The sequence below is a fragment of the Roseibium aggregatum IAM 12614 genome, from assembly GCF_000168975.1.
GTDB lineage: Bacteria > Pseudomonadota > Alphaproteobacteria > Rhizobiales > Stappiaceae > Roseibium > Roseibium aggregatum.
In genome coordinates this window covers 83,173-108,983 of record NZ_AAUW01000024.1, presented here as the reverse complement: position 1 = coordinate 108,983, position 25,811 = coordinate 83,173, and the positions used below count along the sequence as shown (strand labels likewise).

The 25,811-nt window shown below is 55.9% G+C and carries 20 protein-coding genes; 9 read left to right on the top strand and 11 right to left on the bottom strand.

Features of this window, described 5'->3' with window-relative positions:
- Positions 1-10: 10 nt before the first annotated feature.
- Positions 11-886, bottom strand: a complete 876-nt coding sequence (locus SIAM614_RS26300) for a M48 family metalloprotease (RefSeq protein WP_081455358.1) — start codon at positions 884-886, stop codon at positions 11-13.
- A 537-nt stretch (positions 887-1,423) separates the two neighbouring features.
- Between SIAM614_RS26300 and repC the strand changes: the two genes are divergently transcribed.
- The 3 genes from repC to SIAM614_RS26285 all read left to right on the top strand — a co-directional run bounded on the left by repC (position 1,424) and on the right by SIAM614_RS26285 (position 4,144).
- Positions 1,424-2,776: a replication initiation protein RepC gene (repC, locus tag SIAM614_RS26295; protein WP_040441172.1), complete on the top strand. Its 1,353-nt coding sequence runs from the start codon at positions 1,424-1,426 to the stop codon at positions 2,774-2,776.
- A 132-nt stretch (positions 2,777-2,908) separates the two neighbouring features.
- Positions 2,909-3,352: a hypothetical protein gene (locus tag SIAM614_RS26290; RefSeq protein ID WP_006939237.1), complete on the top strand. Its 444-nt coding sequence runs from the start codon at positions 2,909-2,911 to the stop codon at positions 3,350-3,352.
- 27 nt (positions 3,353-3,379) lie between these two features.
- Positions 3,380-4,144 carry an LEM-3-like GIY-YIG domain-containing protein gene (locus SIAM614_RS26285; protein ID WP_157140101.1) on the top strand — a complete coding sequence of 255 codons (765 nt, stop codon included), beginning with the start codon at positions 3,380-3,382 and terminating at the stop codon, positions 4,142-4,144.
- Positions 4,145-4,151: 7 nt separating this feature from the next.
- Here the strand turns inward: SIAM614_RS26285 and SIAM614_RS26280 are convergent, their stop codons facing one another.
- The 6 genes from SIAM614_RS26280 to SIAM614_RS26265 all read right to left on the bottom strand — a co-directional run bounded on the left by SIAM614_RS26280 (position 4,152) and on the right by SIAM614_RS26265 (position 9,275).
- Entirely contained in the window at positions 4,152-5,093 is a 942-nt protein-coding gene (locus SIAM614_RS26280) for a helix-turn-helix transcriptional regulator (RefSeq protein ID WP_006939235.1), read from the bottom strand.
- Between the two features lie 369 nt (positions 5,094-5,462).
- Positions 5,463-6,023: a hypothetical protein gene (locus tag SIAM614_RS32250; RefSeq protein ID WP_157140100.1), complete on the bottom strand. Its 561-nt coding sequence runs from the start codon at positions 6,021-6,023 to the stop codon at positions 5,463-5,465.
- Positions 6,024-6,054: 31 nt separating this feature from the next.
- Positions 6,055-6,444, bottom strand: coding sequence for a DUF6636 domain-containing protein (locus tag SIAM614_RS33600; protein ID WP_407636316.1), 390 nt, complete (start codon positions 6,442-6,444; stop codon positions 6,055-6,057).
- A gap of 27 nt (positions 6,445-6,471) precedes the next feature.
- Complete coding sequence (locus SIAM614_RS26275; RefSeq protein ID WP_006939233.1) at positions 6,472-6,921, bottom strand: hypothetical protein; 450 nt, start codon at positions 6,919-6,921, stop codon at positions 6,472-6,474.
- 147 nt (positions 6,922-7,068) lie between these two features.
- On the bottom strand, positions 7,069-8,016 hold the full coding sequence (locus tag SIAM614_RS26270) for a hypothetical protein (protein WP_006939232.1): 948 nt from the start codon (positions 8,014-8,016) through the stop codon (positions 7,069-7,071).
- 881 nt (positions 8,017-8,897) lie between these two features.
- On the bottom strand, positions 8,898-9,275 hold the full coding sequence (locus SIAM614_RS26265) for a MerR family transcriptional regulator (RefSeq protein ID WP_006939231.1): 378 nt from the start codon (positions 9,273-9,275) through the stop codon (positions 8,898-8,900).
- Positions 9,276-9,361: 86 nt separating this feature from the next.
- Here SIAM614_RS26265 and SIAM614_RS26260 point away from each other — a divergent pair, with 86 nt between their 5' ends.
- Positions 9,362-10,150, top strand: coding sequence for an alpha/beta fold hydrolase (locus SIAM614_RS26260; RefSeq protein WP_040441210.1), 789 nt, complete (start codon positions 9,362-9,364; stop codon positions 10,148-10,150).
- A gap of 396 nt (positions 10,151-10,546) precedes the next feature.
- Here SIAM614_RS26260 and SIAM614_RS26255 read toward each other — a convergent pair whose 3' ends face one another.
- Positions 10,547-11,428, bottom strand: a complete 882-nt coding sequence (locus SIAM614_RS26255; protein ID WP_006939229.1) for an NmrA family NAD(P)-binding protein — start codon at positions 11,426-11,428, stop codon at positions 10,547-10,549.
- 217 nt (positions 11,429-11,645) lie between these two features.
- On the opposite strand from SIAM614_RS26255, the gene SIAM614_RS26250 reads away from it, so the two are divergent.
- Positions 11,646-12,596: an AraC family transcriptional regulator gene (locus SIAM614_RS26250; protein ID WP_006939228.1), complete on the top strand. Its 951-nt coding sequence runs from the start codon at positions 11,646-11,648 to the stop codon at positions 12,594-12,596.
- Positions 12,597-13,383: 787 nt separating this feature from the next.
- Here the strand turns inward: SIAM614_RS26250 and SIAM614_RS26245 are convergent.
- The gene (locus SIAM614_RS26245; protein WP_006939227.1) at positions 13,384-15,675 is read right to left on the bottom strand and encodes an AAA family ATPase; all 2,292 of its coding nucleotides are present in this window, start codon (positions 15,673-15,675) and stop codon (positions 13,384-13,386) included.
- A gap of 282 nt (positions 15,676-15,957) precedes the next feature.
- On the opposite strand from SIAM614_RS26245, the gene SIAM614_RS26240 reads away from it, so the two are divergent.
- From SIAM614_RS26240 to SIAM614_RS26230, 3 genes are all read left to right on the top strand, one after another.
- Entirely contained in the window at positions 15,958-17,136 is a 1,179-nt protein-coding gene (locus SIAM614_RS26240; protein ID WP_006939226.1) for a metallophosphoesterase family protein, read from the top strand.
- Entirely contained in the window at positions 17,133-20,537 is a 3,405-nt protein-coding gene (locus SIAM614_RS26235) for an AAA family ATPase (RefSeq protein ID WP_006939225.1), read from the top strand. Before SIAM614_RS26240 ends, SIAM614_RS26235 begins: the two co-directional genes overlap by 4 nt.
- 418 nt (positions 20,538-20,955) lie before the next feature.
- A complete protein-coding gene (locus tag SIAM614_RS26230) occupies positions 20,956-21,360 on the top strand; it encodes a hypothetical protein (RefSeq protein ID WP_006939224.1) in 405 nt (134 codons plus the stop codon).
- Between the two features lie 166 nt (positions 21,361-21,526).
- On the opposite strand, the gene SIAM614_RS32245 is transcribed toward SIAM614_RS26230, so the two are convergent.
- On the bottom strand, positions 21,527-22,228 hold the full coding sequence (locus SIAM614_RS32245) for a helix-turn-helix transcriptional regulator (protein ID WP_006939223.1): 702 nt from the start codon (positions 22,226-22,228) through the stop codon (positions 21,527-21,529).
- A 136-nt stretch (positions 22,229-22,364) separates the two neighbouring features.
- Between SIAM614_RS32245 and SIAM614_RS30895 the strand changes: the two genes are divergently transcribed.
- Positions 22,365-24,941, top strand: coding sequence for a vWA domain-containing protein (locus SIAM614_RS30895; RefSeq protein ID WP_006939221.1), 2,577 nt, complete (start codon positions 22,365-22,367; stop codon positions 24,939-24,941).
- A gap of 323 nt (positions 24,942-25,264) precedes the next feature.
- Here SIAM614_RS30895 and SIAM614_RS26215 read toward each other — a convergent pair whose 3' ends face one another.
- On the bottom strand, positions 25,265-25,798 hold the full coding sequence (locus tag SIAM614_RS26215) for a hypothetical protein (RefSeq protein WP_006939220.1): 534 nt from the start codon (positions 25,796-25,798) through the stop codon (positions 25,265-25,267).
- Positions 25,799-25,811: the final 13 nt, after the last annotated feature.

Sequence of the window (25,811 nt, the reverse complement as noted above, 5' to 3'; positions counted from 1 at the left end):
GGGGGAGCAGTTACCGGGCTTCGCGCGTCAGTTCGTCGTGTCGGAGCTCGGTCGGCGGATGGGTGCGCATGAGCCAGTCGGAGAACTTGTCGCCCGGCAGTTCGCTCATGTGCGAAATGTCCTCCAGAAATTCCGATATTCCGACGCCGTTCATCAGCTTTCCCGCAAACCTGTCGGCCTGGTACTCCTGAAACTGTGACGTGGACCCGTTCAGGAAGTGCGCGATGTCGCATGGAAGCCTGAAGACGACCGTTACCAGAGTAAAGAGCAGCCCAATGAACGGAATTCGGTTGATGGTGGTGTTGGCGAGGCCAATTCCGAAATTCACCGGCAAGGTCATGTAATGCAGGAGCATGTTGATCCTGGTATCCCAATTTCGCAGGTGCCCGATCTCATGGGCCGCAACACCGGCCAGGCGCTCGATGCCCGCCTGGGTGTCGCCGTACTTGTGCAGGATGCCCTTGCTGAAGCACACCCGGTTATGCGCGTAGGCCATGGCATTGATTTCCCCAATGTCCTGAACCCGCCAAACGATCTGGGGCAGTTTGATCCCGCTCTTTTTTGCACAGTCTTCGAGAACGGCTTCGACCTTGGCGACGAGTTCTTTTTCGCGCTGAGACAGTCTGCGTGTCGAAAAACGAATGTCGAAGGCGCTGGCGGCGAAAGACGGAACGTAGGCAACGAAAACGGCCGGCGCCACAGCGATAGCCGCGGCAATAGCTGTTAATAGCCACTCCTCAATCGGCAAAGGGCCATAAAAGAGAGAGTAGGGAACATTGAGCAGTGAAATTGAAAATGCGGTGAGCAGAAAGGCTGATGCGGCCCCTGCTGCAAGGGCGATTAGACGCGTCACCTCAATAACTGCAACCCTGAATACGGGGCTCATCTTTTGGCTCTCCTTTTGACTAGAGAGATTCTATCAATGATTGCAACTGCTAACAAGTATTTGTTGATTGATTTTTGCTGAAATGGTGACCACTAATAGAAATATATTACGAACGGTAAATAAGTAAAATTTGTTGGGTCGTATACGGGTTATCGTAAGTTAATAGTAGCTAGTAAAATTTAAGATTACTTCACAGAAAAGTTGCGAAAAAAGCTCCGCCGTTCTCAAACAAAATTGAAAGTTGCTCTCACTATTGCCAGTCAAATGAACGCAAGGTTGCTGAGCTGATTCGCTGCAATTCAGCGAGTCAATCTGGTGACTTTGAATGGAAATAGGACACAAAAGACCCCGTTCAGGGGGCTGAAATGGAAACCCCCAGACCCGACAAGTCGGATCCAGGGGGAGAGCATTACCGAGGTATGTCTAGAACGCTGGTTTTGTAGCTCTCCCCGGACAATTTAACAAGCTTGGCCGCAATTTTTGCGGGCGGACTTCTATTGTCTATCCACAACCGTAGGGTAGGGGGCGGAGCTGGACTTGAGCAATTTGGAATACCCTACGCATCCGGACTGGATCGACGCGGCAGAAGCTGCAAAACATCGCCCCGCGTTTTCATCCGGAATACTCATTCCCTCAATCGGTCTGCCAAAAGGCAAGACCAAAATCGACGTGGTCAAGGCTCTCAAACGGGCGCGTTGTGCGCTCGATCTAAAGCCGGCCGTTTTTGCGTACCTTGAGCACCAAATTTGCATGACGCAGGCCGAGGACTGGGAGCAGGGGAGAGCACCGGTTGCCTTCTCCCAGGTCAAGACCCTTGCCGCTTACTTCGGTGTTGAGGAGCGGACGATCCGAAATTACGAGGCCAGTCTTGCCCGGAAAGGCCTGATCTTCTGGAACGATTCTGGAAACCGTCGGCGATATGCCAAGCGCGACGAGACCGGGAAACTCGTGGACGCTTACGGCATCGTGCTCACGCCGCTCATCGAACGGTTTGCGGACATCGAAAAGATGGGCGAGGCGGAAGATTATGACCTCAAACTGCGCACTTCCGAAATCGGCCGCATCAGATCCTTGCGCCGTGTGTTGAGCTATCTGGCGCAACAGGCTCATGCGCATGACTGCAGCGCCGATCTCATCAGATCGGCCGAAATCCTCCTTGGCAGGATCCCCGGGCGGAGCTTCAGCAAGAAGGCCTGGCCGACGATTGCCGTGTGTTCACTCCGGTTGGAACTGGAGGACGAGATTGCGCGCCTGAAACAAGCTTTGACCTCGGTTCTCGATCAAGAAATTTCCGCCCAGGCGGAACAGGATTTCCGGCACCAATATACGGAAGATACAAGGCAAAATCCCGTAGGGACTTGTAGTGGCGAACGGACATCGCCGGACGGCGATGAAGTTATCCTGCAAACGGAGCCCGCTAACGCGGGCGGCATGGAAGAAGGGAGTAGGGGGCAGACGCACCGCGAAAATATGCCCACTGGTGCGAAGGCGAGGCCGAAGGCCGGTATTACCAGCACCGGGATCGAACACATCCGGCTCGATCAGGTGATGAATGTTGCCAGCCCGCTCATGCAGGACATGATCCAACTAGAGGCCGGAGAGAGGGAGGCAAACTGGACGGCCCTGGACAGGGCCGCCGCGAAAGCGGCCGGCTATCTGGGTCTTAGTCCGGCGCTCTGGACAAGCTTGCGCCGCGAAACAGGTCCGGCCGCCGCGTCCGTTTGCATCGTCGTCACCGAACGCCGCCTCTCCGACCCGAACAACCCCGTCGCCAATCCAGGCGGGTTCGTGTCCGGAATGCTGACACGTGCCCGCCAAGGCAAGCTCTACCTTCACAAATCCGTCTTCGGGCTCTTGAAACAGCCCCAGCCGGAAAGCGGACTGACCTGATGGTCAGGCTGATATCCGGTGCGCGGCGGACTGGCGTTCCGCCAGACAAATTGCAAGGGAAGGGGGCTCGCCCCCACGTTCCGGCGACGGAACAATTGAAATCCAGCTCCCCAACACGAGGACCGCAAACTTATGAGAAAATTCCTGATCGCATCATGCGCGGCTGCCTTCCTGGCGGCATGTCAGACCACCGATGGCGGTACCACCGCCTTCTCCCAGGCAAACAAGCCCACCGTCGTAACATCCAAGAACTTGGCGTCCGCCAAAGCCGCCTCAAAGGCCATTTTCACGCGGCCGACCCTTGGCTTCAAGGTTGCCCGTGAAACGGACAGCAAGGTGCTGTTCAACAAGACGCTCCCGGCCAACGTCAACGACAATAACCCGCTGAAGGACCGGACCAAGGGGGCGCCGGTTTCGTTCCTTGAACTCACGTTCCAGGCCGAGGGCGGCACAACCCGAGTGACCGGTGACAACTGGCTTGTGCTGAACCCGAAAGAGGCAAACAAGGACGTGTTCAATTTGCTCGCGACGCCGGACGGTGCCCGCCTGCAGAACAAGCTCAACGAGTTGCGTTGACAGGCTGCTTGATGATGGAGACAGATGATGCGGTTTACGGAAGAAGTTTGCGAAAAGCTCGGGAACTATGTCTATCGATTGATCGATCCAAGGAATGGCGAGACGTTTTATGTTGGCAAGGGACGAAACAATCGCGTTTTCGATCATGCGGCCGGCCGGCCGGGAATGTCCTCAGAGAGTAATGAGACACTTGGCGCTAAACTCGATCGAATTCGCGCCATCCAAAATGCTGGCCTTGATGTGATCCACGTGATCCACCGCCATGAAATCCCGAATGATGCCGTTTTCGAGGTTGAAGCAGCACTCATCGATGCATATCCGGGCCTTACAAACGTTCAGGGTGGGCACGCCAGCAGCGACCGGGGGCCAATGAACCACCTGGAGCTGATCACCAAATATGACCTTCCAGAACTACCGGTTGACCCGGAGCACAGTTTGATACTCATCAACATAAACAAGCTTGAAAATCGCAGTAATCGAAAGGCGATTTACAATCTCGTTCGCTACTGTTGGCGCATTTCTCGGCAACGTGCTGAAGCGGCCGAATATGTTCTCGCCGTTGTGCGTGGCGTCGTGGTTGGGGCATTTCGTCCGGAACGCTGGATGCCGGCCACCCCGGAGAATTTCCCGGACATCCCGTATGCCGACGGGTCAGAGGCCCACCGCGTTGGCTTCGTCGGCACGGAAGCTCCCACCGAAGTCTGGGAACTATACGTGGGGCAAAATGGAAAACGCGTGGTACAATCGGAGCTGAAGCACATCCAGAATCCAGTTCGGTTCTGGAAATGCTGATTGCTTTCTAGCGATTTTCCAGTTGTTGCGCTTCGTTTTCGTACTCTTCCAACATGCTCTTGTGCACATCGATGATGTCGAGCAATGGCAAGTCAATCAGTGCGATATTCGCGGCCGGGAAGAACGATTCAAACTCACCGAATTGATGGGATAATTCAAATGCGGCCGGGGGCTCTCCCTCGCCCGCGTCAATTGCGTTTATCGCATCGTAGGCATTTTGCTCGTCCACCCAATAGGAGGTTTCGTGGCCGCCGATGTCGTAGATGTGGGCGCTATGGACAAGGTCTAGCGCACTCTCTTGGTCCAGATTTTTTTCAGAGACAAAGGCGGCAATGGCAGAGCGGTACTTCTTGGAGGTGCCTTTCTGCCAGGCTTTTTCGTCGTCGCATGAAGCCCATTCACTAAGGCCGCGGTACAGTTCGAGAGGCCATCCCGTGATCGCGTCGCCGACGTCCACAAAATCTCTGTTCTCTGGTTCGTCGTGTTCTTCTGCAAGCAGCCAGATCCGGCGCATAGCTTTAGGGTTCACGATCAGGGCGCGATTGTTGAGCGTTGTGACAGTGAACCACTTCACTTGCGTCTGAAGGATTTCGCCGTTCAGGGCGTCTCTGATCTCGTCGCGCTGCGAGGCAGAAATCGGATACCATTTGATATGTTTCCGGTCCCTCATTTTGAGACCCAGGTTCCCCCAACAGCCGTCGAACTCTTCGGCCAGCGCGTCTGCATGTGAAATTGAAACGGTGAGCTTGTTGCTCGGGCTTATCCCTTCAAGCCCGAGAATGTCGTCAACGCTGCAACCGAAAATCATTGCCATGTCGCGCAGGGCCTCGATGCCGGGCTCTGTCGCTCCGCTCTCCCACCTGGACACAGTCTGTTGTGTCCTGCTGAGCAGTTTCGCCAACTCGCCTTGGCTCCAGTTCATCTTCTCACGCAGCTCTTTGATTTTCATGTCCGCCTCACGCAAATTTAGTGTGTATGGACACGGTTAGCGTGTTTTAAGGCGTTACGCAATATTCGTGTTCCAAACGCGTTTTTGTTGTTTTCTACCGTGGCGACGACCTGCGGCTATGAATGTCGGGCCCAAACATGCGGTCTCGCGCGTACCACGAAGCGAGCGTTCGTTGTACGGCGAGCAAAGGTCTTTAGTGGGCGGGGAGCGGTTATTCGCTGTGGTCGGAATGAATGTCAGCTCCGGCTATGCAGCAGTGATACAATTCGAAAAAGGTGATCTAGATGTAGGCTTTCAATAGGTTGTCCATGAGGATCAGTGCGAGAAGACTGAAGTTACCAACACTTCAAATCAACCACGCCCTCTACCTCATTCGGCAGGACGAACAGCATGAACCTCAAAATAGAAACTGCCAACATCATCGACACGAACCTGGGTGGATACATTTTGACTATCAAAAACACCCGCGAGAGAAGTCCGGTTCGCTGTTGAATAATATCGTTTCAGATCGTTTGACATTCCTGTTTCATTCGGAAAATCGATAACACCGCCAACTTGCTGAACATCGGGAAGAGTTGAAAGATGTCGCGAAATCGTCTCGGATAACTCCGATCTTTCTGAAACTACAGAGAGTGAGCAGTGTAGAAAATCATTCTCTACGCCTGCATGCCTTATCGCCGTAAATTGCTTTTTCCCTCCAGGAGAAACGGAGAAATACTCAAAGAAACCGGTGTTTACTTCCTCGCGGATAATCCATTCCCAACTTGGAATATTTCTGTTCGATCGATCTAAAAACTCAGCAGGATTATCGAGAAACTGCTGACATTTTTGAGTGAACAAGTCCCATGCCGTTTCAACTTGCCCGGCTTGGGCACTGCTAGCTAGAATAGATGTCGCAACCATCACGGAGGCGGCGTACAAGGTTTTCATCGTATTCAAATCCCCAAATAATATTTTGCAATCAAAATACGAGTTGTTTACGGCGGGACAAAAAGAACCCGTGGCCGTCAGCATTGGTACATGTGAACCCGGTTTTTTCCGAGCGGCAGTTCACACTTCCGAATTCCCCTGACACTCCGTAGTGAGCGATGTCTGTGTAGTCCACGGTTTCAGGTCGTTGGCTACAAATCATTTTCACTCGGCCGAATGCCTCTATGTAGAACTCGTGTCCCCAGTATCCATTGCATGAAGCGGGCTTCGGAAGAGGTGTGGGGCCGCTGCGATTGATAATCGTGCAGTACAAATGACCGCCGCCAGTTACTCCTCCGTTACAGAAAATATTTTTCGAGGGTGTCATGAAGCCCAACCCGTCGGCCTGGACATTGGTTGGAACAAGAACGCAAAGAGCCAAAAGAATGTTTCTCAAAACGTCTACTCCTCAATCAACCTTGGTTACATACATATTGAAAATCGTCGCGTAGTTTTTCTTGATGTCTACAATAGAGATTATTTGAGGATCCTCGAAAACGCCATAAACGTTGAAAGACAGCGCCACCCCGCAACCTGTAAAATTCTCAATCTTCTGGGGAGTGTCTGACAGGTACTGCATCTGACCACCGTCGACAGTAAGGCGCTCATTGATTGCAATGTGTTCTTTCAGCTTTGCCGCCTCCAAGGCGGGATCAATATTTGATTGGCTGTAGGTTATCCCGACTGTACAACTCACAGACATCAATTCAGGGCCGAAAGAAACTTCCACTGCTCCCGACTCCGTGTAGTCCGAGGATGCCCAGCCATACGCAAGCCTAGTTCCAGCTTCTGATATGCCGAGCACATGCCCTGGCTCTTTGATTGGAAAATCCGCAAGCATGGCCTCTTTGCTGGTCATTAGGCTTCCGCAATTCTTTAGATATCGCTCCCAAAGATCAGTAATCCCGGTCCCTGCTTGCGAATTCAGAACAGATCCGAATAGAACGGGTATTGCGATTGAAACAGAATAAGCAACTTGTCGAAAATGCATAAAAACCTCAATAATTCATTCTGAAGACATGCAGCCAATGACATAGGCGGTTGACCTGTAGCTATGGGTTCTTCCACTGGCATCCAGAAGCTCACCTCGTACGATGCCGTGCCCAAGTAGCTGCTCACCGCCGGATCCCAGAACATGTCCGCGAAAATGAACAATTTCGCCGTAGATCTGAACCATTTCGTTGGCTTCATGGCCCTTGAGGCGCTGGTTCTTGGCAGTGAAAGAACCGCTGATCGTGAACTCACCATTACCAGACAACTTGACAGACAGTTCGCCCCGAGCTTCTCCGTAGTTGTGTCCAGCGCCTTCGATTAGGGATACTGAGCCATCGGTGCCAGTGAAAGACGCGTCACCGTAAATGTCCCCAAAGCCGTTTGTGATGAGTCCATCGGGGAACGTGTTCGAACCGGTGTCTGCTTGCGTTATGTTCCGAATCCCAAACAAGAGTTTGGCTGTCGGCTTCATCGGGGCCGGACTTGTCACAGGAATGGTGTACCCATTGATCCAGGCAGTTCGTTGGCCTGGCACCTGTTTCACCGAAGAACCGTTTGCCCAGAACTGGAAACTTTCAACGTTGTCTTGAGTGCAATTCGGCGCATTTTGATCTCCAGTGATCTCAATCCGATCCCTCTGATACTCATTTGCACCGGAGGCTAGGTCTTCGAACTTACGGCCGTTTCTGCTCTTAGCGGTCAACTCAAGGTTATACAAAGTCTCGGCAGCAACGGCTGTTCCGGTTTCCTCATTCAGACAGAGATCGCTAAGACGCGGTATTCCGGAGGGCTCATATCTGAGCCATCCAAAGCCTCTTGTGCCTTCACAGTTGTCTATCTGATAATCGATCAGCGGATCGCCGGAAACGGGAGCGATGGGACTTGCAGTTTGCGAAACGGCCGGAAACTGGAAACCAACGAAAAACAAAAGAAAAGAGATCAGCGCTTTTGTAATTTCCATGTTTTCTCCAAGAAAGGCATATTCTGAAAAATAAAATCGATATTGCCGTATGTTCCGACAACGGAAAACAAGAATATCTGTTCGTCTTCAGGCGTACATCAACGCTTTGAAAATTATATCTCGTGGACGAACGTACTTTATGTGGCCTGCATCACATGATTGGCTTTAATGTCACCGTTGTAGAACATCAACTGGCCGAGATACCAATAGATGTTCGAATTTGTTCATTTGGAAACCAAATATGCGAAAAATCATTTTGTTAGCAACTCTTGTTATCGCAACCTCGGTGCAAGCCGAGGAAATCGCTAAATGCAACGAGCACGGAGCATTGGTTACGCTGACGGACTGTACAGTTCTGTATTTGGGAAAACAATGCGATGCCACCAGAGAAGGCGGTGGTCCGGCGACTGGTGGAATGCAACATCTTTCCTTGGGGTGGAAATCGACGGAGAAGCATACATGGTTGCTGAGAGCAGAGGTATAGATTTTCTGCCATTTTGCAGTCTTCCAGATTGACAATGAAGCAGCCTTACGGCATCAAAAAAATATGTCCCTGATAATCGCAAATGTTTCATTCTTCGTCGTCGGGGTTTAACTCCGTGCGAATCTCATTTGGCAAGTTCGACAGACTATAAACAGCCGACTCGAGGCACGATACGGACATTCGTTGACGAGTATGGCAATGACCGCTTCGGGCCGGAAGCAACGTCAGCGAAGTCGTTCGGATACGGCAGGCCTGCGGCGCTGCCGCATGGCTGCTTCGAGCCCTCTTTGATCAATGCTGCGCAAGGCAAGAAGGGCGGCTCTGACAGCGCTTCTTGCCATTCATAGCCACTGTTCAGCGAGGCTGTCTTGAAAATAATGGCTACGGTGCAAATGCCTTAGTCCTGAGGCATGGCGGCGGGGGCATCCACCGGCAGATCAGCTAAATAGCCGACAATCTGGGACCGGGACCGCTCCATATCCGCCAGCCTCTGGTCGAGTTTCGCCACTTCACCTTCAAGCCGGGCGCGCAAGCGGTCACAGGGGTGGAACGTCGGTTTCGGGCTGATGATGCAGGGCAAAAGGTCGTGCATAGCCTCGACCGTCAGGCCGGCATCCGCCAACTGTTTTATGCGCTTCGCCTCTTGGAGGTCGGTTTCAGAATAGTCGCGATAGCCGCTGCCGGTTCGGTGCGGCTGGAGCAAGCCTTCGGCCTCGTAGTAGCGCAACATCCGGACGGTGATACCACTGCGCTGAGAAATTTCTCCGATCTGCATTGATATATCTCCATTTTTCATTTGACGCTGACAGCGCTGTCAGCGTGCATGACGAAAGCCGACACATCAAGTCGGAGAACAGATTCATGTCGAAAATCGAATATTTGCAGCATGACGGTGCCCGCGTTGGTTATCGTGACGACGGTGAGGGGCGGCCTCTGGTGCTGGTGCATGGGACAGGAGGGGACGGTGAGGCGAACTTTTCCGGCTTGATGCCCTACCTTTCTGCCCGAAGGGTAATCCGACCAGATTACGCAGGGGCCGGGCTGACCGATGATCCCGCCACGGCCCTAACACTGGACCGGCTGGCCGGACAAGTGCTGGCTGCGGTGGACCATTCCGGCGTCGAAAGCTTCGATCTGTTGGGCTTCTCCCTCGGTGCTGCTGTCGCAGCTCGGCTTGCGGTACGCCAGCCAGCCAGGATCGAACGGCTCATCCTAGTCGGTGGCTTTGTCTCTGGAGCTGATCCTCGGTCGCAGTTGCAGTTTCAGCACTGGGCGGATCTTGCACGGCGGGATCCGGCATCGCTCGCACGGCTAATGCTGTTGACAGGCTTCAGCCGCGCCTTCCTCGCAGGAGTAGACGATATGGAGTCGGTCGTTGCCGAAATGGTGGCGAGCAGCAACTGGCAAGGTATCGCGCGGCAGGCAGAACTCGATCTCCAAGTCGATGTCTCAAGCGATCTGGCAGATATTCGCGCTCATACGTTGGTACTTGGCAATCAGCAGGATCAGATGGTTGACCCCAAAGCCTCGATCGCTCTGGCGGATGGCATCGGCCGCACCACACTCGACTGGATTGACGGGCCACACCTGGCTTTGATGGAAACACCGAAGCTGATTGTAGAGTTGCTAACGCGGTTTTTTCACGACTGACGCCACGCACAAGGTGGCAACTGGGTTTCCTTTAGCACGGAACAACCACCGGGGCGCCACTTCTCACAAGTAGAAACGCGATCCAAGGCCGTCCTTCGCACCTCAACAGCGAAGGGCGACTTCGTCCCGCGCTGCCGCCATTCATTGAGACGGTGCCCTATGAATGCTCTGGGCCGTTTGCGTCGACCAGGAACCAGCCAAGGTTAGGATCGGGATGCCGTGGCGCCGCAAGTCCGCTTGGAGCCCACTTTACCAAACTTCTGCATCGCAGCCAAAGTCGGGTCTCAAGTTAGCAACACAGAGACACGACAAAATTCAACAGAGTTTCGCGTGTTGCTCGTAGTTCAAGGTTTTTGAAAGGGTCTTCTTTCTATGTGCATAGCGTAAGCTGAAAAATTAGGTATCAACCAACGCAGGTTTCAGCTCGTTCTCGCACCACTGTCGGAACGTCGTCGGTGTGTTCGTGCGCGGGGCGTCCGGCAGCATATGGTCCATGCCTTCGTTTTTCGCGATCATCATGTTGGCGTAGTCGCGCACCATGCCCTCGCTCGTCCCAATCGACTGCATCGTTCCTTCGAACTGTTCGATGGGCATGGATTGGAAAGTGATCTCGCGCCCCAGCACGTTCGACATGACGCGGCCCATCTCCTCGAAGGTGATGTCCTCGGGTCCAAGCAGCGAAACGTCCTCGAAGCCCTGCCAGTCCCGCGAGGTCAGTAAGCCCACGGCGACGTCGGCCACGTCGGACTTCGCGACATGCGGCAGCTTCAGGTCGCTGGGGTGGGGCGCGTAGAATGTACCTGCCTCCCGGATCGGTTCCAACTGACGCAGCTGGTTGTCCATCAGCGATGCGCAGGCAAGCGCGCGGTAAGCAACGCCGGTGTTCGCGATCGCCTCGTCCATCGCCAGGCTGGCCGACACGAGGCCCGCAGGCTTTTCCCATCCCCTTCCTAGCGCGGAAACACCGACGACGTTCTTGACGCACGAAGCCGGTAGCGCCCGAACGAAAGCCTCGGAAAACTCGACATAGCCCGCATGTGCGTTTGTGTCGGTAGGGCTGCCGGGCGGGAGCCAGAACACGGCATCCACCCCGTAAAGAGCACTGCATATAACGGCCTCATCAGCGTGCGATCCCACGACGACATCGACAGCCCCTTTCACGTCGTCGGAGAGTTTAGAGGAGTCTCGGGTGATCACGCGCACATCTTCTTTGGCTTCCAGAAGTTTCGTCAGGACACGCGAACCGATGTCGCCGGTTGGGGTTGTCACGAGGATCATAGCGGTACTTCCAGTTTATTTCGGTTTCATGGCAGCTCAGCAGGCGAGAAGCTCGCGCCGACCTATGCATTCCGGACAGGATCCTGGTCGGAGGGTCCGAAATTGACAGTACATTCACGATTGCCCGTGCCGTTGCCTCGACCCTGAATATTGTGTACGTTTCGAATGATCTATATGCCATCATTCCAAAAGCCGTCGCAATCGTTCGGAATTCCGCATGGACCCATTGTCAGACATCCTGTCGCTTCTGCGTCCGCACGATTGCGTCGCAGCCGGTCTTGTCGCGGGCGGGACCTGGTCGATCTACTTCGAAGCGCACGAGGGATTGAAGTGCAACGGCATCGTGGAGGGTAGTTGCAGTCTGTCCGTGAACGACGGCCCCACTGTCGCTCTCACGGCGGGGGATTGCGTTATCTTGCCCCACGGACTGCCCTTCGTGGTGTGGTCGGGCGCAGCGACCCGTCCCGCTGACGCGAGGTCGATCTACGCACCGTCACGCCACGGCGGAACTGCCCGGTACGGGAAGGGCGAAGACTTCTACATGACGGGCGCGCGGTTCCTGCTCGCAGGGCCGAACGCGCGGATGCTGTTAGGCACACTGCCCCCTGTTCTGGTGCTTCGGCACGGTGCGGACGACGGGATCGTCCCGTGGTTTCTGTCGCGCCTCGCCGCCGAGTTACGCAATCCGCAGATCGGCGGTGCCCTGACCATCACGCATCTGTCGCACGTCCTTCTGGTGCATGTGATCCGTAGCGCCCTGGCGCAAGGCGACATCGAACAGACCGGATGGCTCTCGTCCCTAACGAACCCCAAGATCATGCCCGCGATCGCCGCGATCCACGCCGATCCCGCGCGGGCGTGGACGGTCGAAGACCTTGCCGCGGTAGCCGCACAGTCGCGAACGACCTTCGCGGTCAGGTTTCGCGCTGTCGTGGGTCAGTCCCCCATTGAGTACCTTACGAAGTGGCGCATGTTACTGGCGGTGGAACGGCTGCGCGTCCCGGGCTCGTCCGTCGCAACGGTCGCGACCGAAGTCGGATACGGCTCGGAAAGTGCGTTCGCTGCTGCTTTCCGAAGAACCATGGGAGCGGCCCCGAGAACTTATCTACGTCAGATCGAAATAGAACCGTTAGAAGAAAATTCGCATAGAACACAATTGGAGGTTTAGTGCTGCTTTGTGACTGATCCGGTCTTGTGAAGATGCGTTCGAATGGGAAGCGCGCAATGCATCACCATATTCCCTCGCAGAGTTTGAGAAATTAATCCAAAGAGTACTCGCCAAGGATGCGTCCCGTTCGCACCTTTCTTGGAAAGCGGTCACTAAGTCTGCTGAAGCGAACGGCGGCTTCGTCCGCATTGCCGTCATCTAGTGGCAACCCGCCTTCGCAGATGCAATGAATGGAGACTTGAGTAAGCGATTTTCCAGAATCGGAAATTTGACCACATGATCAAAAATTGTTCCATAATAAACATTACGCGTTTTTTATAAGATATTGAAAATAAACAAGTTTTAAATTTTTTAGCCAGGTGAATAGCTTTTCTGTTCAAGGTTGCTGCCGCCAGTTCCACCTGACTGCGCACCGCCCTGTCATGAAACGGCTCTTATGGGCTGTGACCGGACTGGCGCCTAGTGTGCTCCGTTTGACGTTAGCTGACATTCGTCAGCCCTGAATGCGTCGACGCTTCCGGCCCGAGCCGACTTTCGTTCAAACCGCAGTGAACGTCCGCTTTGCGGCCCCAAAGACTACTAATGAGAGTACCGATTGACCAGTCGTCTCTCCAGCGTGCGCATTAGCATATTCGGAACTTGCTTGGTCTCAGGTAAGAGAATGAGAACGGGGCTCCCCGTCGTTGCATACGACGTGCCAGAGCACGGGTGGTAGTCGTCACCGCCCTTGCTTTAGACAAGCGTAAAATTGGCAATTTGATAGGCGTATCTAACCAAGCGGCTTTCCTCACGTGGCCTTACACTGTTTGCGGATCGCTGCGGTGTGATCGGGATCGGCAGCCGCCATCAGCTCGAGAAGGGCGGCGTTCGCGTCACGCGTCTCCTCAATCGTCATAGAGGAATGCGAGACAAGATCATCAAGGCTGTCTGAGTGTGACTCCACCTGGATCAAGCGGTCCAAGGCCTTGATACGGACATCGTCGATATCAGGGTACTTCTTCGTCAGTGTTTCGAGCTTCTGCCCCAGTGAATGGCTTCCCGGAACCTTGAAGGCGAGAAAAACGTCCAGAACCCGCCGGATTACATTCGGCATCATGAACCAGTAATCAGAATATCCGACGCCGGCCGCTTCGAATTGAAGCATCTTGTGGCACAGGAAGTGGTATTCGGAGTCATAAGCCGATAGTTGTGAGGGCAGGTTAACAATGCGGGCGCTCCTGGCGTCGGAGCCCTCGGGCATTGAAACATCGAGGAAAAGCAGCGCGGCTGTCGGAGGATCGGCCTTGGCTTGGTTCCGCCAAGCTTTCTTGAACTCGTTCATGCAGTGCTGATTGTGGGTTAGTATGAAAAGCTGAACTGCCCCGGTCAGACGCGAGCGAATTAGTGAGCAGGCATAATTCATGGCCTTGGTGTCGAGGCTTGAGATGGGATCGTCGACGACCAGGATAAGGTCGTTAAGCGCTCGTCCGTCGGCCTCCAGGGATGAGATGAAATAGCAAAGCGCGATAGCGGTCTTCTCGCCTTCGCTAGGTGCTCCTTTGACAATCTTGTTGTGGCGGTGCAGCTCATATCCCTCTTCGGCTGCGAATATCGTCAACTCGCCGTGGCCGAGGTAGGCACGCACAAGCTTCGTAATCTGGTCGGCTGCAGGGCCATGGGTTCGCACCTTGGCGCTTAGTTCAGCAATATGGCCTTCCAGCTCACCGAGCTCTTCTGTCAAAGAGCCGACTCGTCCATTCGCTTCCTCAAGCGTCTTCGTGAGCGCGGTGTACTCGTCGTGCCCGTCGGCTAGATAGTGCTTCTTGATTGCCTCGCGGGCATCGTCCTGGCGTTTGGAAAAATTCGTGGACGCTTCGTTATGCTCGCGGATAACGGCATTTTGGACTTCGACGGCCTCTTCCACGGCTTTGCACTCTGCAGTGATCTCGTCGGGGCCGAGCAGATTATGCGTCACAGTGATGGTTGGCTGCTCCAAGCGGGCGGATAAAATTCGGGACGTTTCCTCGATAAGAGGGACAAGTTTTTTCAGGGAGCTGTCAGTGTGCCGGCGAGCATCAGCATATCGTTCTTGAAGCTGAAGTTCGAGTTCCGCCGTCTTGGGCCAGCTGCCCGCAGCGGATCTGATTCCGGTCAGAAGAGTCGATGCCCTCACGTTCGCGTCTTTCAAGTCTGAAAGCAGCTTCGAGAGGCGGTCGTCCAGCGCCTGAGCGAGTTTCTGCTTCCGAGCATCGCTGATCGGGTTGCCGCAAAGCAGACAGGTCTCAAGACTGTTCGCGCTATGATAATCTAGGCCGGTCTTCAGCCAGGGAACCATCGAAGGGTGATTTTCCATCTCGTCCAGCACCACCGTCCCGATACTCAGTTCCGCGAAGTGCCGGGCGCCTTCCACCGTTTTGCGAACACCATCAACGTCGATGGCGATGGCTTCCAGTTGAGGTGGCGGCGCCGAAAGGCCGGTTACTTTCTCAAGCGCATCAAGGGCTTCTTTCTCCAACCTTGAACTCTTGTCATATGGCAGCTTTTCATAATCCTTCACCAGCTGTCCGGCCTCGTACCTGCGGTTGCCCAGATTTAGCGATCTTGCTATCAATTTGGCTCGCTCGGTGCGGAAGGTCTTCAGCGACTTTTCACGCTCGCTAGCAATCTTTTTTTCTGCCTCCAGTGACCGTTGCTTTTCAGCGAGTGTCTGCTGGGTCGTACGGCGTTCGGCCGCAAGATCTGACTGCGCTTCACTGATATAGAAGATCGAAGATGCGCGGCCCTCCTGCCATCGCAGATTCCGCGCGATGAAGTCCTCATTGAAGACGCAGATGCGGTTCTCAAGGCCGGTTAGCGTGTTTGGTGCCTTGAACGTTACGCCGTCATCAAGCGCAATCTCGAAGCTGCAACCTGAAGGCAGGTCTTCTTGATGTTTGCCCGCCTCTAGGCAGGCAAAGACCCTCGACAACGTGCTCTTGCCAGCCCCATTAAAACCGTAAACGAGATTAAATCGGCGAAATGGCGGCATGTCTTCTTTGGCATTCTTGTCAGCCAGGACCCCAACGCCGGTTAGCGACTTTATCGTTTCGATTATAGCCATTCCCTAGCGCCTCATCCACATTTACGCGTGTGCCTTCCCCTTGCGCTCGAGTATACTAAATGCCATCGCGGTTGAAATACCGATACAGCACAATCTAAAAATTACTATCTTTGGTTTTCCCTTGCCGGTCGGGGCGACGATAGTTAGTTAGCGGAATTTCACGATAATCTGGTATTAGTAGTTTACTAAATTTCGCGTGGACAAGAACTGATCTGCACCCTATCGCTGCTTGCGAAAGACCAGTAGCCTGCAGAAAGACTTTCGGGAGAAAATCAGAGTTTTATGCGCCTTCTCGCCTCAGCTGACATTCATCTTGGTTCGCCTATCCGCTCTGCAGCGATGCGCAACCCCGAGCTGGGCGACCGGCTGAAGCAGGCAACCCGTAACGCTTTTATCCGCACGGTCGACTTGGCCATATCGGAGAGTGTGGATGCACTCGTTCTTGCCGGGGACATTTTCGACAAAGACCAGCCAGACCTGAAAACCTGCGCTTTTCTCCTGGCACAGCTGACGCGGGCCGCTGATGCCAATATTCCTACGATGCTGATCCGTGGAAACCACGATGCACTCTTGGATCACGGTGCCCATGGCGACCTTGGCCCCATGATCCATCTGCTGCACAAGGGATCACCGAGCGTAGAGATCAGAGACGTATGGTTCCATGGTCTGTCATTCGACGCAGCGCACGTTTCAAAAAGTTTCCTGCCGGATTATCCCGCGCCAGTACAGGGTCGGAAAAACATCGGGTTGATGCACACTTCACTTGATGGCTCGCCCGGACACGACCCCTACGCGCCTTGCTCCGAAAAGGATCTAATGGCTCACGGCTATGATCTTTGGTGCCTCGGACATATCCATGCGCCCTTCGAGCACACATCAGATTCGGTTCTTGCGGTTATGCCGGGCATACCTCAGCCACGCCATTTCGGCGAACGGACGGGTGGTACCGTCGCGCTTGTCGAGCTGGGGGACGACGCGCCCACAATCGAAAGGTACGAGGTCGGGAAACTGGCGTTCGCGGAATGCCCGCTGGACCTGAACGAATGCTCCGATGTTCCGGAAGTCCTGCGGGAACTGCGAACGGGACTTCAAGGTTTGCAACATCCCGAACATGATACCGCTGTACGCCTGCGTGTGACCACAGGGCACCATACAACCGAAGAGCTAACCTCTCTGGCCGATGAGGTACTGGAGAACATCGACCGCGTCTTTCTGGACAAGGTAAAAGTGGCTCCCCCAGAGCTAAAGGACAACTCAAAGGCGGATGACCTGGTGCGCCTGATGCGGGAAGAGCTGAACGAACCGGGTTTCCAGCTTGCCAGCAAACAAGCCCTTGAGGAACTCAGGACCGCATTGCCTCGCGAGATCACTGACGAGCTAACAGAGAAAGCTCTGGATGCTCTTCTGGAAGAGGCCATCAATGAAGTCACGCTGTCTCTTCACGCGGGAGCCGCGGAATGAGACTGAACCGGCTTAATCTCATCCGCTACGGCCGCTTTGACGGTGCAGAGATCGTGCTTCCTCGCCCCGCCGAGGGAAATCCGGACGTGACCGTGATCTATGGACCAAATGAATCGGGAAAATCGACGGCATTCCACGGATTCCTGGAACTTCTCTTCGGTATGAAGGCGGGCGCACACCCGTATGCTTTCAAATTCGAACGCAACGATCTTCTGGTGGGCGCGGAGCTGGGCATACCGGGGCGCGGGGCGACGATCTTGCGCCGAAACGGCAAACGTACCCAATCTCTACTCGACGATCAGGATCGTCCGGTGGAAGACGCCATTCTGTCGAGCGCACTCCACGGACTGGGGTTGGATGACTATGTCGAACGCTTTTCACTGAACGACAAAGGGCTCCGTGAAGGCGGTGAACGGATCGCGGGTGCGAAGGGCGACCTGGGACAGCTCTTGCACGCTGGCGTTTCGGGGCTGACCAATATGGCAGATACCCTCAGGGAAATGACTGCGCGCGCCGAGCAGTTTCACAAAAAAGGGGGGCGAAGCACCTCCCTCAAAACGGGTAAGGACCGATTGGCGGAGATCGGACGCGCGATGCGAGTTGATCGCCTGACACCGGAGCGAGAGCGCGCGCTTCGGAAAGACCGGGATACAGCTCAAAAGGCATACAACGATGCGGATGCCGCTCTCGCTCAAGCCCGAAAACGACAGGCTGCAGGTAAGGCGGCCCAAGTCTGGTATGACCGGACTGAAGATATGCGCGAGACGGACGAAGCGCTTAGCCGATTTCCTGATGGACCCGATCTGAAGCCAGGAACGCTCGAACAGATCGCGGCTCTTGTTACGACCATATCGGAAAAGACCTCCCGCATCGAAGAAGCCGACGGGAGGATCGCCCGGCATGTAGAGGTGATCGCTGCCAACGAAGCCGATCCTGTTGCTGCAAATCTTGCGGTGGAACTGGCAAAGCTGGACCAGGTGAAAATTGACGGAGCCTCCCTGACCTCGCGCGCTGACACGGCCAGATCCGACCTGGAAAAGCGAACCGGCGAGCGGGATGACGTAGTCCGCCAGATGGAAAAGGCCCAAGCAACGTTACGGGTCCCTGATGTGCCCGCTGCATCGTTGGCATTACCCACCGAAGACCTGGAATCTCTGGCGAATGCGGCGCAGGCCTGCCAAACCACCGAAGCTGAGTTGAAGGCAGCGAGGGACGTCCTGAAAACGGCTCGTGAGCAACTGGGTGACGCGCCACCTGAGCCGCAGGACTTATCTGAGCTGCAGGTGGCGTTTGGTGCCTGGCAGAAGGTCGCAGATCTATCTCTGTCAGAACAAGCCCTTGAAGCGGAAAACGCCCGGCTTGCGAAAGCGGTGTCCGGTCTGCCCACCTCCTGGCCGAAGCTTATCGAAAACGGTCTTCCCGCTCGCGAAACACTCGATGACATTTTGCGGGAATGGAGCACCCTAACCTCTGACATTGCCTCTGCCTCAGCGGATTTCGAGACCCGCGAAGCCGAATACAAAGCTGCCCGCGCAAAGCGGGAAGCAGACGAAGGTGAACCCTCGTCAATTGATGCTGCTGCGACCGAAGAGACACGTCGCCTGCGCGACGCCGCCTGGCAGTCGCATCGCAGCGCTCTCTCCGACGAAACGGCAAACCGTTTCGAGGACGCCATGTACGCCGATGATGGCGCCCGCACGAATTTTCTGATGGGCACAGAGGCACGCCAGAAACTGGCCAACTCCCGCGCGCTTGAAAACACAACACGAGCCGTACGCGACACCACAAAGGCCAAGCTCGAAAAGCTGATCGAGAAACGCGATACCTTGTCGAAGCGGATTGCCTCAAACACTGAAGCCCTAGGCCTTTCGCCGGATGCCGGACCGGCTTCCTTTACCGAGAGATATTCCACCCTTCTGACAGCCTCTGAGATCGCGGCTGAGGTTGCGAATGCCGAGAAGGCAGTGGCTGCGCTTTCAAAACGTCAAAAGGAAGCCCTCAAGGATCTGTCAGTTGCCGCACGACTGGTCGAGATCAAAGGCGAAGAAAGTGACCTTCCGGCACGGGTCCATAAAGCTCTCGCCCTTCAGGACAGTGTACGCCAGGCATGGGAGAAATGGCGTCGAGGCGAACAAGGCATTTCCGAGTACGAAAAAGCCGTCTCGCAAGCCGAGACGAAAAAGAACGCAGCGATAACCCGACTGGAAACTCTCACCGCCGCTTTACCCCTGCCTGATCGTACGGCCTCCGGCATAAAGACGGCATTGTCGCACCTGCGCACACTGCAGCAGCTTCACACAGAGTATAAAAGCCTGGCAGGACGCGTCGAAGCGCTTGAACGCGCAGTGCAGACCCTGGGCCAGAGTACGACCCGACTGGCTGAAACTCTTCAAGAGTCCCTCGATCCGGAAGACAACCCGCTTCTCATAATCGATCGTGCCCGAACACGCGTGTCCAAAGCCGCTGAAGCTGATCGTCTGAGAGGACGTGAAGAAGAACGCCTTGCAGAGGAGAGCCAAAGCCGGAAGCGTGCCATTGACGCGCGCGATGAGGCGCAAAGCCAGTTGGACAAACTGTTTGAGGGGCAAGGTGGTACCGACCTGCTTCCGATGGAGCGGGCTTCACTTCTATCCAAACGCGATGGTTTGCGAGCTAAGCACAGCGATGCGGATAAGCATCGAAACGAAACCCGCGACAGTGTTGACGGAGAGCTCTTCGACGAGGAGTTGACCCGCCTACCGGATGCGACGCGAGAAGCAGAACTTCAGCAGGAGCTTGACGACGCGCAAGAAGCCCGCGACCGGGCTCGCGACGAGTCCTTTGAAAAAGACCGCCTCTATCGCGAGGCCTACAATGCCGCTGACAACAGCGATTTTATCACAGAACAGGCCACAATCCTCGAAGAGTTGCGAAACGGAGCGCGCCGGGCGGCCGTCGCACAGCTCGGAGTTTTGGCGGCGCGCGGTGCATTGAAACGCCTGGCCGCCGAACGACGCAGCACAATGCTTCAGGATGTAGAGGAAGCCTTTGTAGCAATGACGTCTCAGGACTGGGAAAAAGTGGAGGTCTGGAGTCAGACCGAGGGTGAAAAGCTGGTCGGCGTCAAAACGGATGGCAATGCTGTTCCGGTCGAGAGTATGTCTACCGGAACCATGGGTCAGCTGTATTTTGCCTTGCGCCTTGCCGGGTATCGCAGCTTTGCACGCGATCCGGGTCCCCTGCCTATGATCCTGGACGATATCCTTGAAACCTTTGATGACACCCGCGCTGCCGCTGCATTGCATCTCTGTGCCGAAATCGGGCGCAGCGGGCAGGCGATCATCTTTACCCACCACGTACATCTGGTGGAACTCGCTCGCAAAAGTATTCCGGGGGTTTCCATCGTGGACATGCCCAACTGAAAAGGCGGTCGATTTTTAATGAAGCCGCGGGAGCCGAGGCCTTCTTATTGAACTACCAATTTCATATCGGTGAAGCTGTGGGTCGACACTAAATGCAGGGAAATAGACATTTGCCCAACAAGTGGACTTTACCAGGTCTGCCATCTCGCATTGAAGGTCAAGACTGATCTTCGCCCCCCTAATACATAACACCAATGGTTACCTCATCTGATCATTGATGCTGCGTTGCCACGTGTGTCCGCTTTCACAATTGAAGTGTCCGGAAGCGGAAACAGTTGCCAGGTCAGCTTTGACGGGGATTGATGGGAAGCAGCCACTACGATATCGCGGTGGTTGACATCTTCGGCAGCCGGCGATGATCATTCGGTGTCATCCATGATGCGGCCCTATATATGAGCGGCGAACGGGAGGGGTGACCATGGAATGTTTCCGGATCGACGAAAGCGGCTACACTGGGTTCGACCTACTCATCCCTCAGCAGCGTCTCCAAGGTGCCGCAGCGATCGCGATTAGCGACGAGGACGCCGCCCTCCTGATCAAGGAACACTTTCCGCGCCGCCAAGCCCCGGAGTTGAAATACCGTGCACTGTCGCGGCGCCCTAACAACCGACCGCATCTGCTGGCGCTGTTGCGCGATCTGCTGCAGAGCTACAAGTGCGTCACCCACGTCATGGACAAGCGCTACATGCTGATCCTAATGTTCTGCGACTACGCCGTGGAGCCCTGGTACTATGAGCGCGGGGCCAACTTCTATGTCGACGGCCAGAACTATGCGATGGGATCGTTGCTGAGCGTCGTGGGGTCAACATTCAATGCCGATTGACAGTTAAGGCGACGCCACCAACAGGTCTCCACAACAAGCTTTCCGTCCGTGTAAGGTACATTGTGCAGGCAGGGAAGAAATGGGAAAAATTTTGGAGTATGAGCGATTTTCCGGCACCATCAACCTGGGTCGGAGGTTTCATACATTTCCAGAAAACACCCATGGGTCAGCGGCTGCCGAACGCAAGCGCCACGGCGTGTTCTCGGGTGGCGGCGCCTAGTTTTTTGCGGGCGTTGCCGAGATGCAATTCGACGGTAACCGGCTGAATTCCAAGCTCTGCCGCGATTGCCTTGACGCGCAGGCCACTGGCTATGAGCGACAGGCACTCCAGCTCGCGGGGTGTGAGACTAGCCCGGACGGCTTCAGGGCCATCAAGCCGGTTCTGCACCGCCACCAGCGCCAGTCGGATCAGCGGTTCTCGCTCCTGCCGAATACGCTCGACCTCGGCACGTCTCAGCGACGAGCCGATGTTCCAGCCAAGCGCGCGCCTTTGTTCCGGCACTGGAGCGACAACTGAAAAGCCCGCCCGGAAGCCATCCTCTGCGGCGCTCAGGATGAGCCGCCGGCTGCGCTCGTTCAGATAGTCATAGCGATCGAGATAGTCAGCACCCGTGGCAACAGCCACCGGCGAGGTCATGCAATGTCTGAGAAATGGGTCATCCTTCTGATACCCGTTCTCCCAGTAAAAGGTCTGAAAGCCGTCGCTGAGCGTTGTCCGGACCGTGACGCCGGATACTCCGGCGCGTACCCGCAACACCTTGTCGAAACCCGCATCGGCGAGGAAGGCAAGCGTCGACTGCCAGAGCGCGTCCGGAGCAACCTCCCTGCTGATGGTTTCGACGAAATCCTCAAGCGCTGCTGCATGCACGGCGCAAACCTTACCTATGGAAATCAATAGATTGAAAGATATATCCGAACACGGAAAAGTCGACACTGTCTTTAAGCAAAGCGATTTTCAACACATCACCCTGTTTCAAAGCCCTATCACAGTTCCGGAGTGCACGATGCCCCTGTCCCTGCCGCGCCTCGCGGTTGCCACCTCTTTGCTAGTTGCAAGTTCCGCTTTTTCTCTCGTCCCGTCTTCAGCCCAGGCAGCGGACCGGGCGACCATCCTCATTCTCGATGCCTCCGGGTCCATGTGGGCGCAGCTGCCCGAGGGTCGCAGCCGCATCGAGGTTGCCCGCGACGTTCTCGGAGATTACCTGCGCAGCCGCGATGGCAGCCGCCCGCTCGGCGTCATCGCCTATGGCCACAATCGCAAGGGCGACTGTCAGGACATCGAGACCATTTCTCCGGTGGGTGTTCAGGATCCGGCCTCGCTTGGCAGCCGCCTGAATGGGCTCAGCCCGCGCGGCAAGACTCCGCTGGCGGGTTCGCTGCGCCGCGCCGCAACATTGATCCCCAAGACATCCGAAGAGGCCGACATCGTTCTGGTCACCGACGGGCTTGAGACCTGCGGCCTTGATCCTTGCGCAGTGGCCGCAAGCCTTGCGCAGGAAGGCATTCCGGTCCGCGCCCATGTGGTCGGCTTCGGGCTCACCGAGGGCGAGGTGCGCCAGATTTCCTGCATCGCCGAGACCACCGGCGGCATGGTGCTGGCGCCGCAATCGGGAGCAGAGCTTGCCGATGCGCTGGTCCGCGTTACCGAACCGGTAACTCGCGAAGCCGAGGCCCCGGGCAAAGCTGCCATCAACCTGACAATTGCTGCTGACATTTCCGGTCGGCCGAACAAGGTTGCCTTTCGCGGTATACATACGACCAGTGGCCAAAACGTCGAGTTCGGTGAACTTGACTTTGAAAGTGACAGTGCCCTTCCCGTTGAACTTGCAGAAGGCGCCTGGCTGCTGACGGCCGATGCCGGAGACAAGGGCAATGGTGAGATGGAAGCCACCATCGTCGCCGGAGACAATCGCACGCTTTATGTCCCTTTCACCGGGCCGATGCCGAGCGTCGTCCTGCCGCCGCGCGGGCCTTATCTTGCCGGATCGCAGGCAGCCTTTCCCTATGAAATCACCAACGAGGGACTGGCGGTCGGCGGGGCCGATTTCGTGTTGTCGCTCCTTCCCGCAGGAACAACGGATCTCAATCAGGCGCTGACTTGGTCGATGCAGGATGGCAGCAAGGGCGCGCGCGTCGGCCAGCTCAACCTGCCGCCGGATGCGGGCAGCTATGTCGTTGCCTTCCATCGATATGGTGAGAGCGACCTTGCCAGCGCGCTGCAAAGTTTTGCGTTCAGCACCCAGTTGCAACCTGCCGTGACCTTGAATGCCCCGGAGACGGCAGAACCTGGCGCGATGCTCCCGGTCACCATGACCGGCGGCCTTGGAACCAATGACCGGGTCGAGATCTGGAAGGACGGCGCCCTTTATAGCTGGGACCAGAGCCGCTATGTCCGCGACCTCTTTGACAACGAGTATGGCAAGGCCAATCCGATCGCCGCACCGGGCGAGCCGGGCGCCTATGAGATCGTCTACCTGGTAGCCGACCGAGACGGCGATAGCGCCATCGCCACCCGCATGCCGCTGACAGTCGGCGCCGGTGCAGGCAGCTATGAAGAAGGCGCTGCGACACCGGGCGGACAGGTGCAACCGGTAGGCCAGCAGAATGCAGCTACACAGCACCAGACACCTGCCTCGCCGATCCCGCTGGCGGGAGATCCCGATCCGACCCATGGACCGGACCAGGTGCTTTCGGAAAGCGACATCGGCTACTTCTGCGAGGGGCCCTTCCCCTGCCCTATTACAGATCCGGTGACAGGCCTCGCATTCGTGTTGCCAGTTGGCTGGTACACGGACAAACCGGCCTTCGGCGGTACGTTGGGCGGTGCGCAGAACGGAACGCCAGTGATCACCTTCTTCAGCCCGATGGAAGTGCCGGACACCTATGTCCTCAACCCCTCGCAATGGCTGGAGAGCAACGGCCCCTGCCAGGACGTCAAGGCTGGCCGTTTCTGCCGGTTCCTCACCGGCACCGATGCGCCAGAAGCTGACGTCGCCATGATTACCAAGTCGCTGGTCCACATTCCCGGCCTTGCAACGCAATCAGCGGCCGCAACTGGCACCGCTTCTGCACCGGATCTGCCTGCGGCCCTGCGCGGCCAAGCGGGCTTACTCGCAGCACAAGACCCGGCAGCAGCTGAGGCGATGAAGGGCCTAAGCACGATCTTGCAGAAGACAGCGGAGAACGGCGGCGAAATCGTTCCGGCGGAAATCATTCACGCCTTGACTCAGGGCAAAGGCCTTCCGGAAATTGGCGCGTCGCTTGCAGCGTCAGGATCAGCCAGCATTCCGCCGATGACGCCATGCGAGACCCAGATGCCCTGCCCGTTCGAGGTTTCAACGCCGAAACTCTCCGGCACCTTGCCCTTCGGCTGGCGGATTTCCCAACCGGGCATGACTCCGCAAGGCAAGATCAATGCCTGGTTCACCGCCTTCGATCCAGCCGGCAACATGAAAAAGCTCGGCCTCAACCAGGACGGCGGCGAGGCCTGTGTGCCAACGGCAGCGGGCGAGCTCTGCGAGCACACGCCCTATATCTCGACCGACGAAGTGTCGCTCATCGCCGGTAGTTTGACTCGGTAGGTCTGGCCCGGTGATGACTTTCTGGCAGGCGGGCAAGCGTCCCTTCAGCTAGTCTGCCTGCCAGACCGGCGTCACGACTTGCGTGTCGTGACGGCATTGCCAACTTGTAGCTACCGCGTGGACTTGGTAGGTCGTTGAGATGTTTGAGCGTCTCGATTTGCCGCGCCTTAAGGGCTTCCGTTTTCCCAGGTGAAGGTGAAATGGCCACGCCGGCAAATCTAAGAAGTGTACTCATTGAACTTTCCATTGGGATGTTTTTGATTTGGTTATTTGCTGACAAGACAAACTTTGCCGACAATCGAACCCAACGCCTCTGCCAGCCGCTATCGCCACATGATCCGTCTTGCGGTTCTGCGCCCAGTCCTGCGTGCAACACCTGCGTAAGACAGGGGCGTAAGTGGTGCTCCAATCAGGTCAATGAAGAGTGATGCCCAGGAGCCTGAAACTTCTGTCGGCCCATCCAGGACCTCTACCTCGTAAACCAGGTTGCTGCCCTCTAGCGTCGGATTCTTGAGCACCAGCGTTACCTCGACCGCATCTCCGCCATTTTCTGCGGTCAAAACCGCATTGGGTGGGTCCTGCTTGAAGCTGTCGTCTCCGGTTGCCCAGTGATCGACAAATTCCTTTGTCGTCACACGCCCAACGATGCGTTCCGGACGGTCGGAAAAATACAGGGTTTTTGCACTTGTGCCCGTAAGGGTCAGCTTACCGGCTGACAATTTGACACCGCCACTATTCTGTACAAAAAGCAGTTCGGCTTCTTCCTCGGCGGCGATTGCCGGCGACATCGCCGAACTCGCAGCGACGAGCCCAGTCGCAAGGATGGCTTCGCGTCTGTTTAACTTGCCGATACCCATGCTTCACTCCTCC

Bases quoted from the DNA above. Each gene is read 5' to 3' on its own strand.
- SIAM614_RS26300 (WP_081455358.1), bottom strand. From the start codon at position 886: ATGAGCCCCGTATTCAGGGTTGCAGTTATTGAGGTGACGCGTCTAATC.
- SIAM614_RS26290 (WP_006939237.1), top strand. From the start codon at position 2,909: ATGAGAAAATTCCTGATCGCATCATGCGCGGCTGCCTTCCTGGCGGCA.
- SIAM614_RS26285 (WP_157140101.1), top strand. From the start codon at position 3,380: ATGCGGTTTACGGAAGAAGTTTGCGAAAAGCTCGGGAACTATGTCTAT.
- SIAM614_RS26280 (WP_006939235.1), bottom strand. From the start codon at position 5,093: ATGAAAATCAAAGAGCTGCGTGAGAAGATGAACTGGAGCCAAGGCGAG.
- SIAM614_RS32250 (WP_157140100.1), bottom strand. From the start codon at position 6,023: ATGAAAACCTTGTACGCCGCCTCCGTGATGGTTGCGACATCTATTCTA.
- SIAM614_RS26275 (WP_006939233.1), bottom strand. From the start codon at position 6,921: ATGACCAGCAAAGAGGCCATGCTTGCGGATTTTCCAATCAAAGAGCCA.
- SIAM614_RS26270 (WP_006939232.1), bottom strand. From the start codon at position 8,016: ATGGAAATTACAAAAGCGCTGATCTCTTTTCTTTTGTTTTTCGTTGGT.
- SIAM614_RS26265 (WP_006939231.1), bottom strand. From the start codon at position 9,275: ATGCAGATCGGAGAAATTTCTCAGCGCAGTGGTATCACCGTCCGGATG.
- SIAM614_RS26260 (WP_040441210.1), top strand. From the start codon at position 9,362: ATGTCGAAAATCGAATATTTGCAGCATGACGGTGCCCGCGTTGGTTAT.
- SIAM614_RS26255 (WP_006939229.1), bottom strand. From the start codon at position 11,428: ATGATCCTCGTGACAACCCCAACCGGCGACATCGGTTCGCGTGTCCTG.
- SIAM614_RS26250 (WP_006939228.1), top strand. From the start codon at position 11,646: ATGGACCCATTGTCAGACATCCTGTCGCTTCTGCGTCCGCACGATTGC.
- SIAM614_RS26245 (WP_006939227.1), bottom strand. From the start codon at position 15,675: ATGGCTATAATCGAAACGATAAAGTCGCTAACCGGCGTTGGGGTCCTG.
- SIAM614_RS26240 (WP_006939226.1), top strand. From the start codon at position 15,958: ATGCGCCTTCTCGCCTCAGCTGACATTCATCTTGGTTCGCCTATCCGC.
- SIAM614_RS26235 (WP_006939225.1), top strand. From the start codon at position 17,133: ATGAGACTGAACCGGCTTAATCTCATCCGCTACGGCCGCTTTGACGGT.
- SIAM614_RS26230 (WP_006939224.1), top strand. From the start codon at position 20,956: ATGGAATGTTTCCGGATCGACGAAAGCGGCTACACTGGGTTCGACCTA.
- SIAM614_RS30895 (WP_006939221.1), top strand. From the start codon at position 22,365: ATGCCCCTGTCCCTGCCGCGCCTCGCGGTTGCCACCTCTTTGCTAGTT.
- SIAM614_RS26215 (WP_006939220.1), bottom strand. From the start codon at position 25,798: ATGGGTATCGGCAAGTTAAACAGACGCGAAGCCATCCTTGCGACTGGG.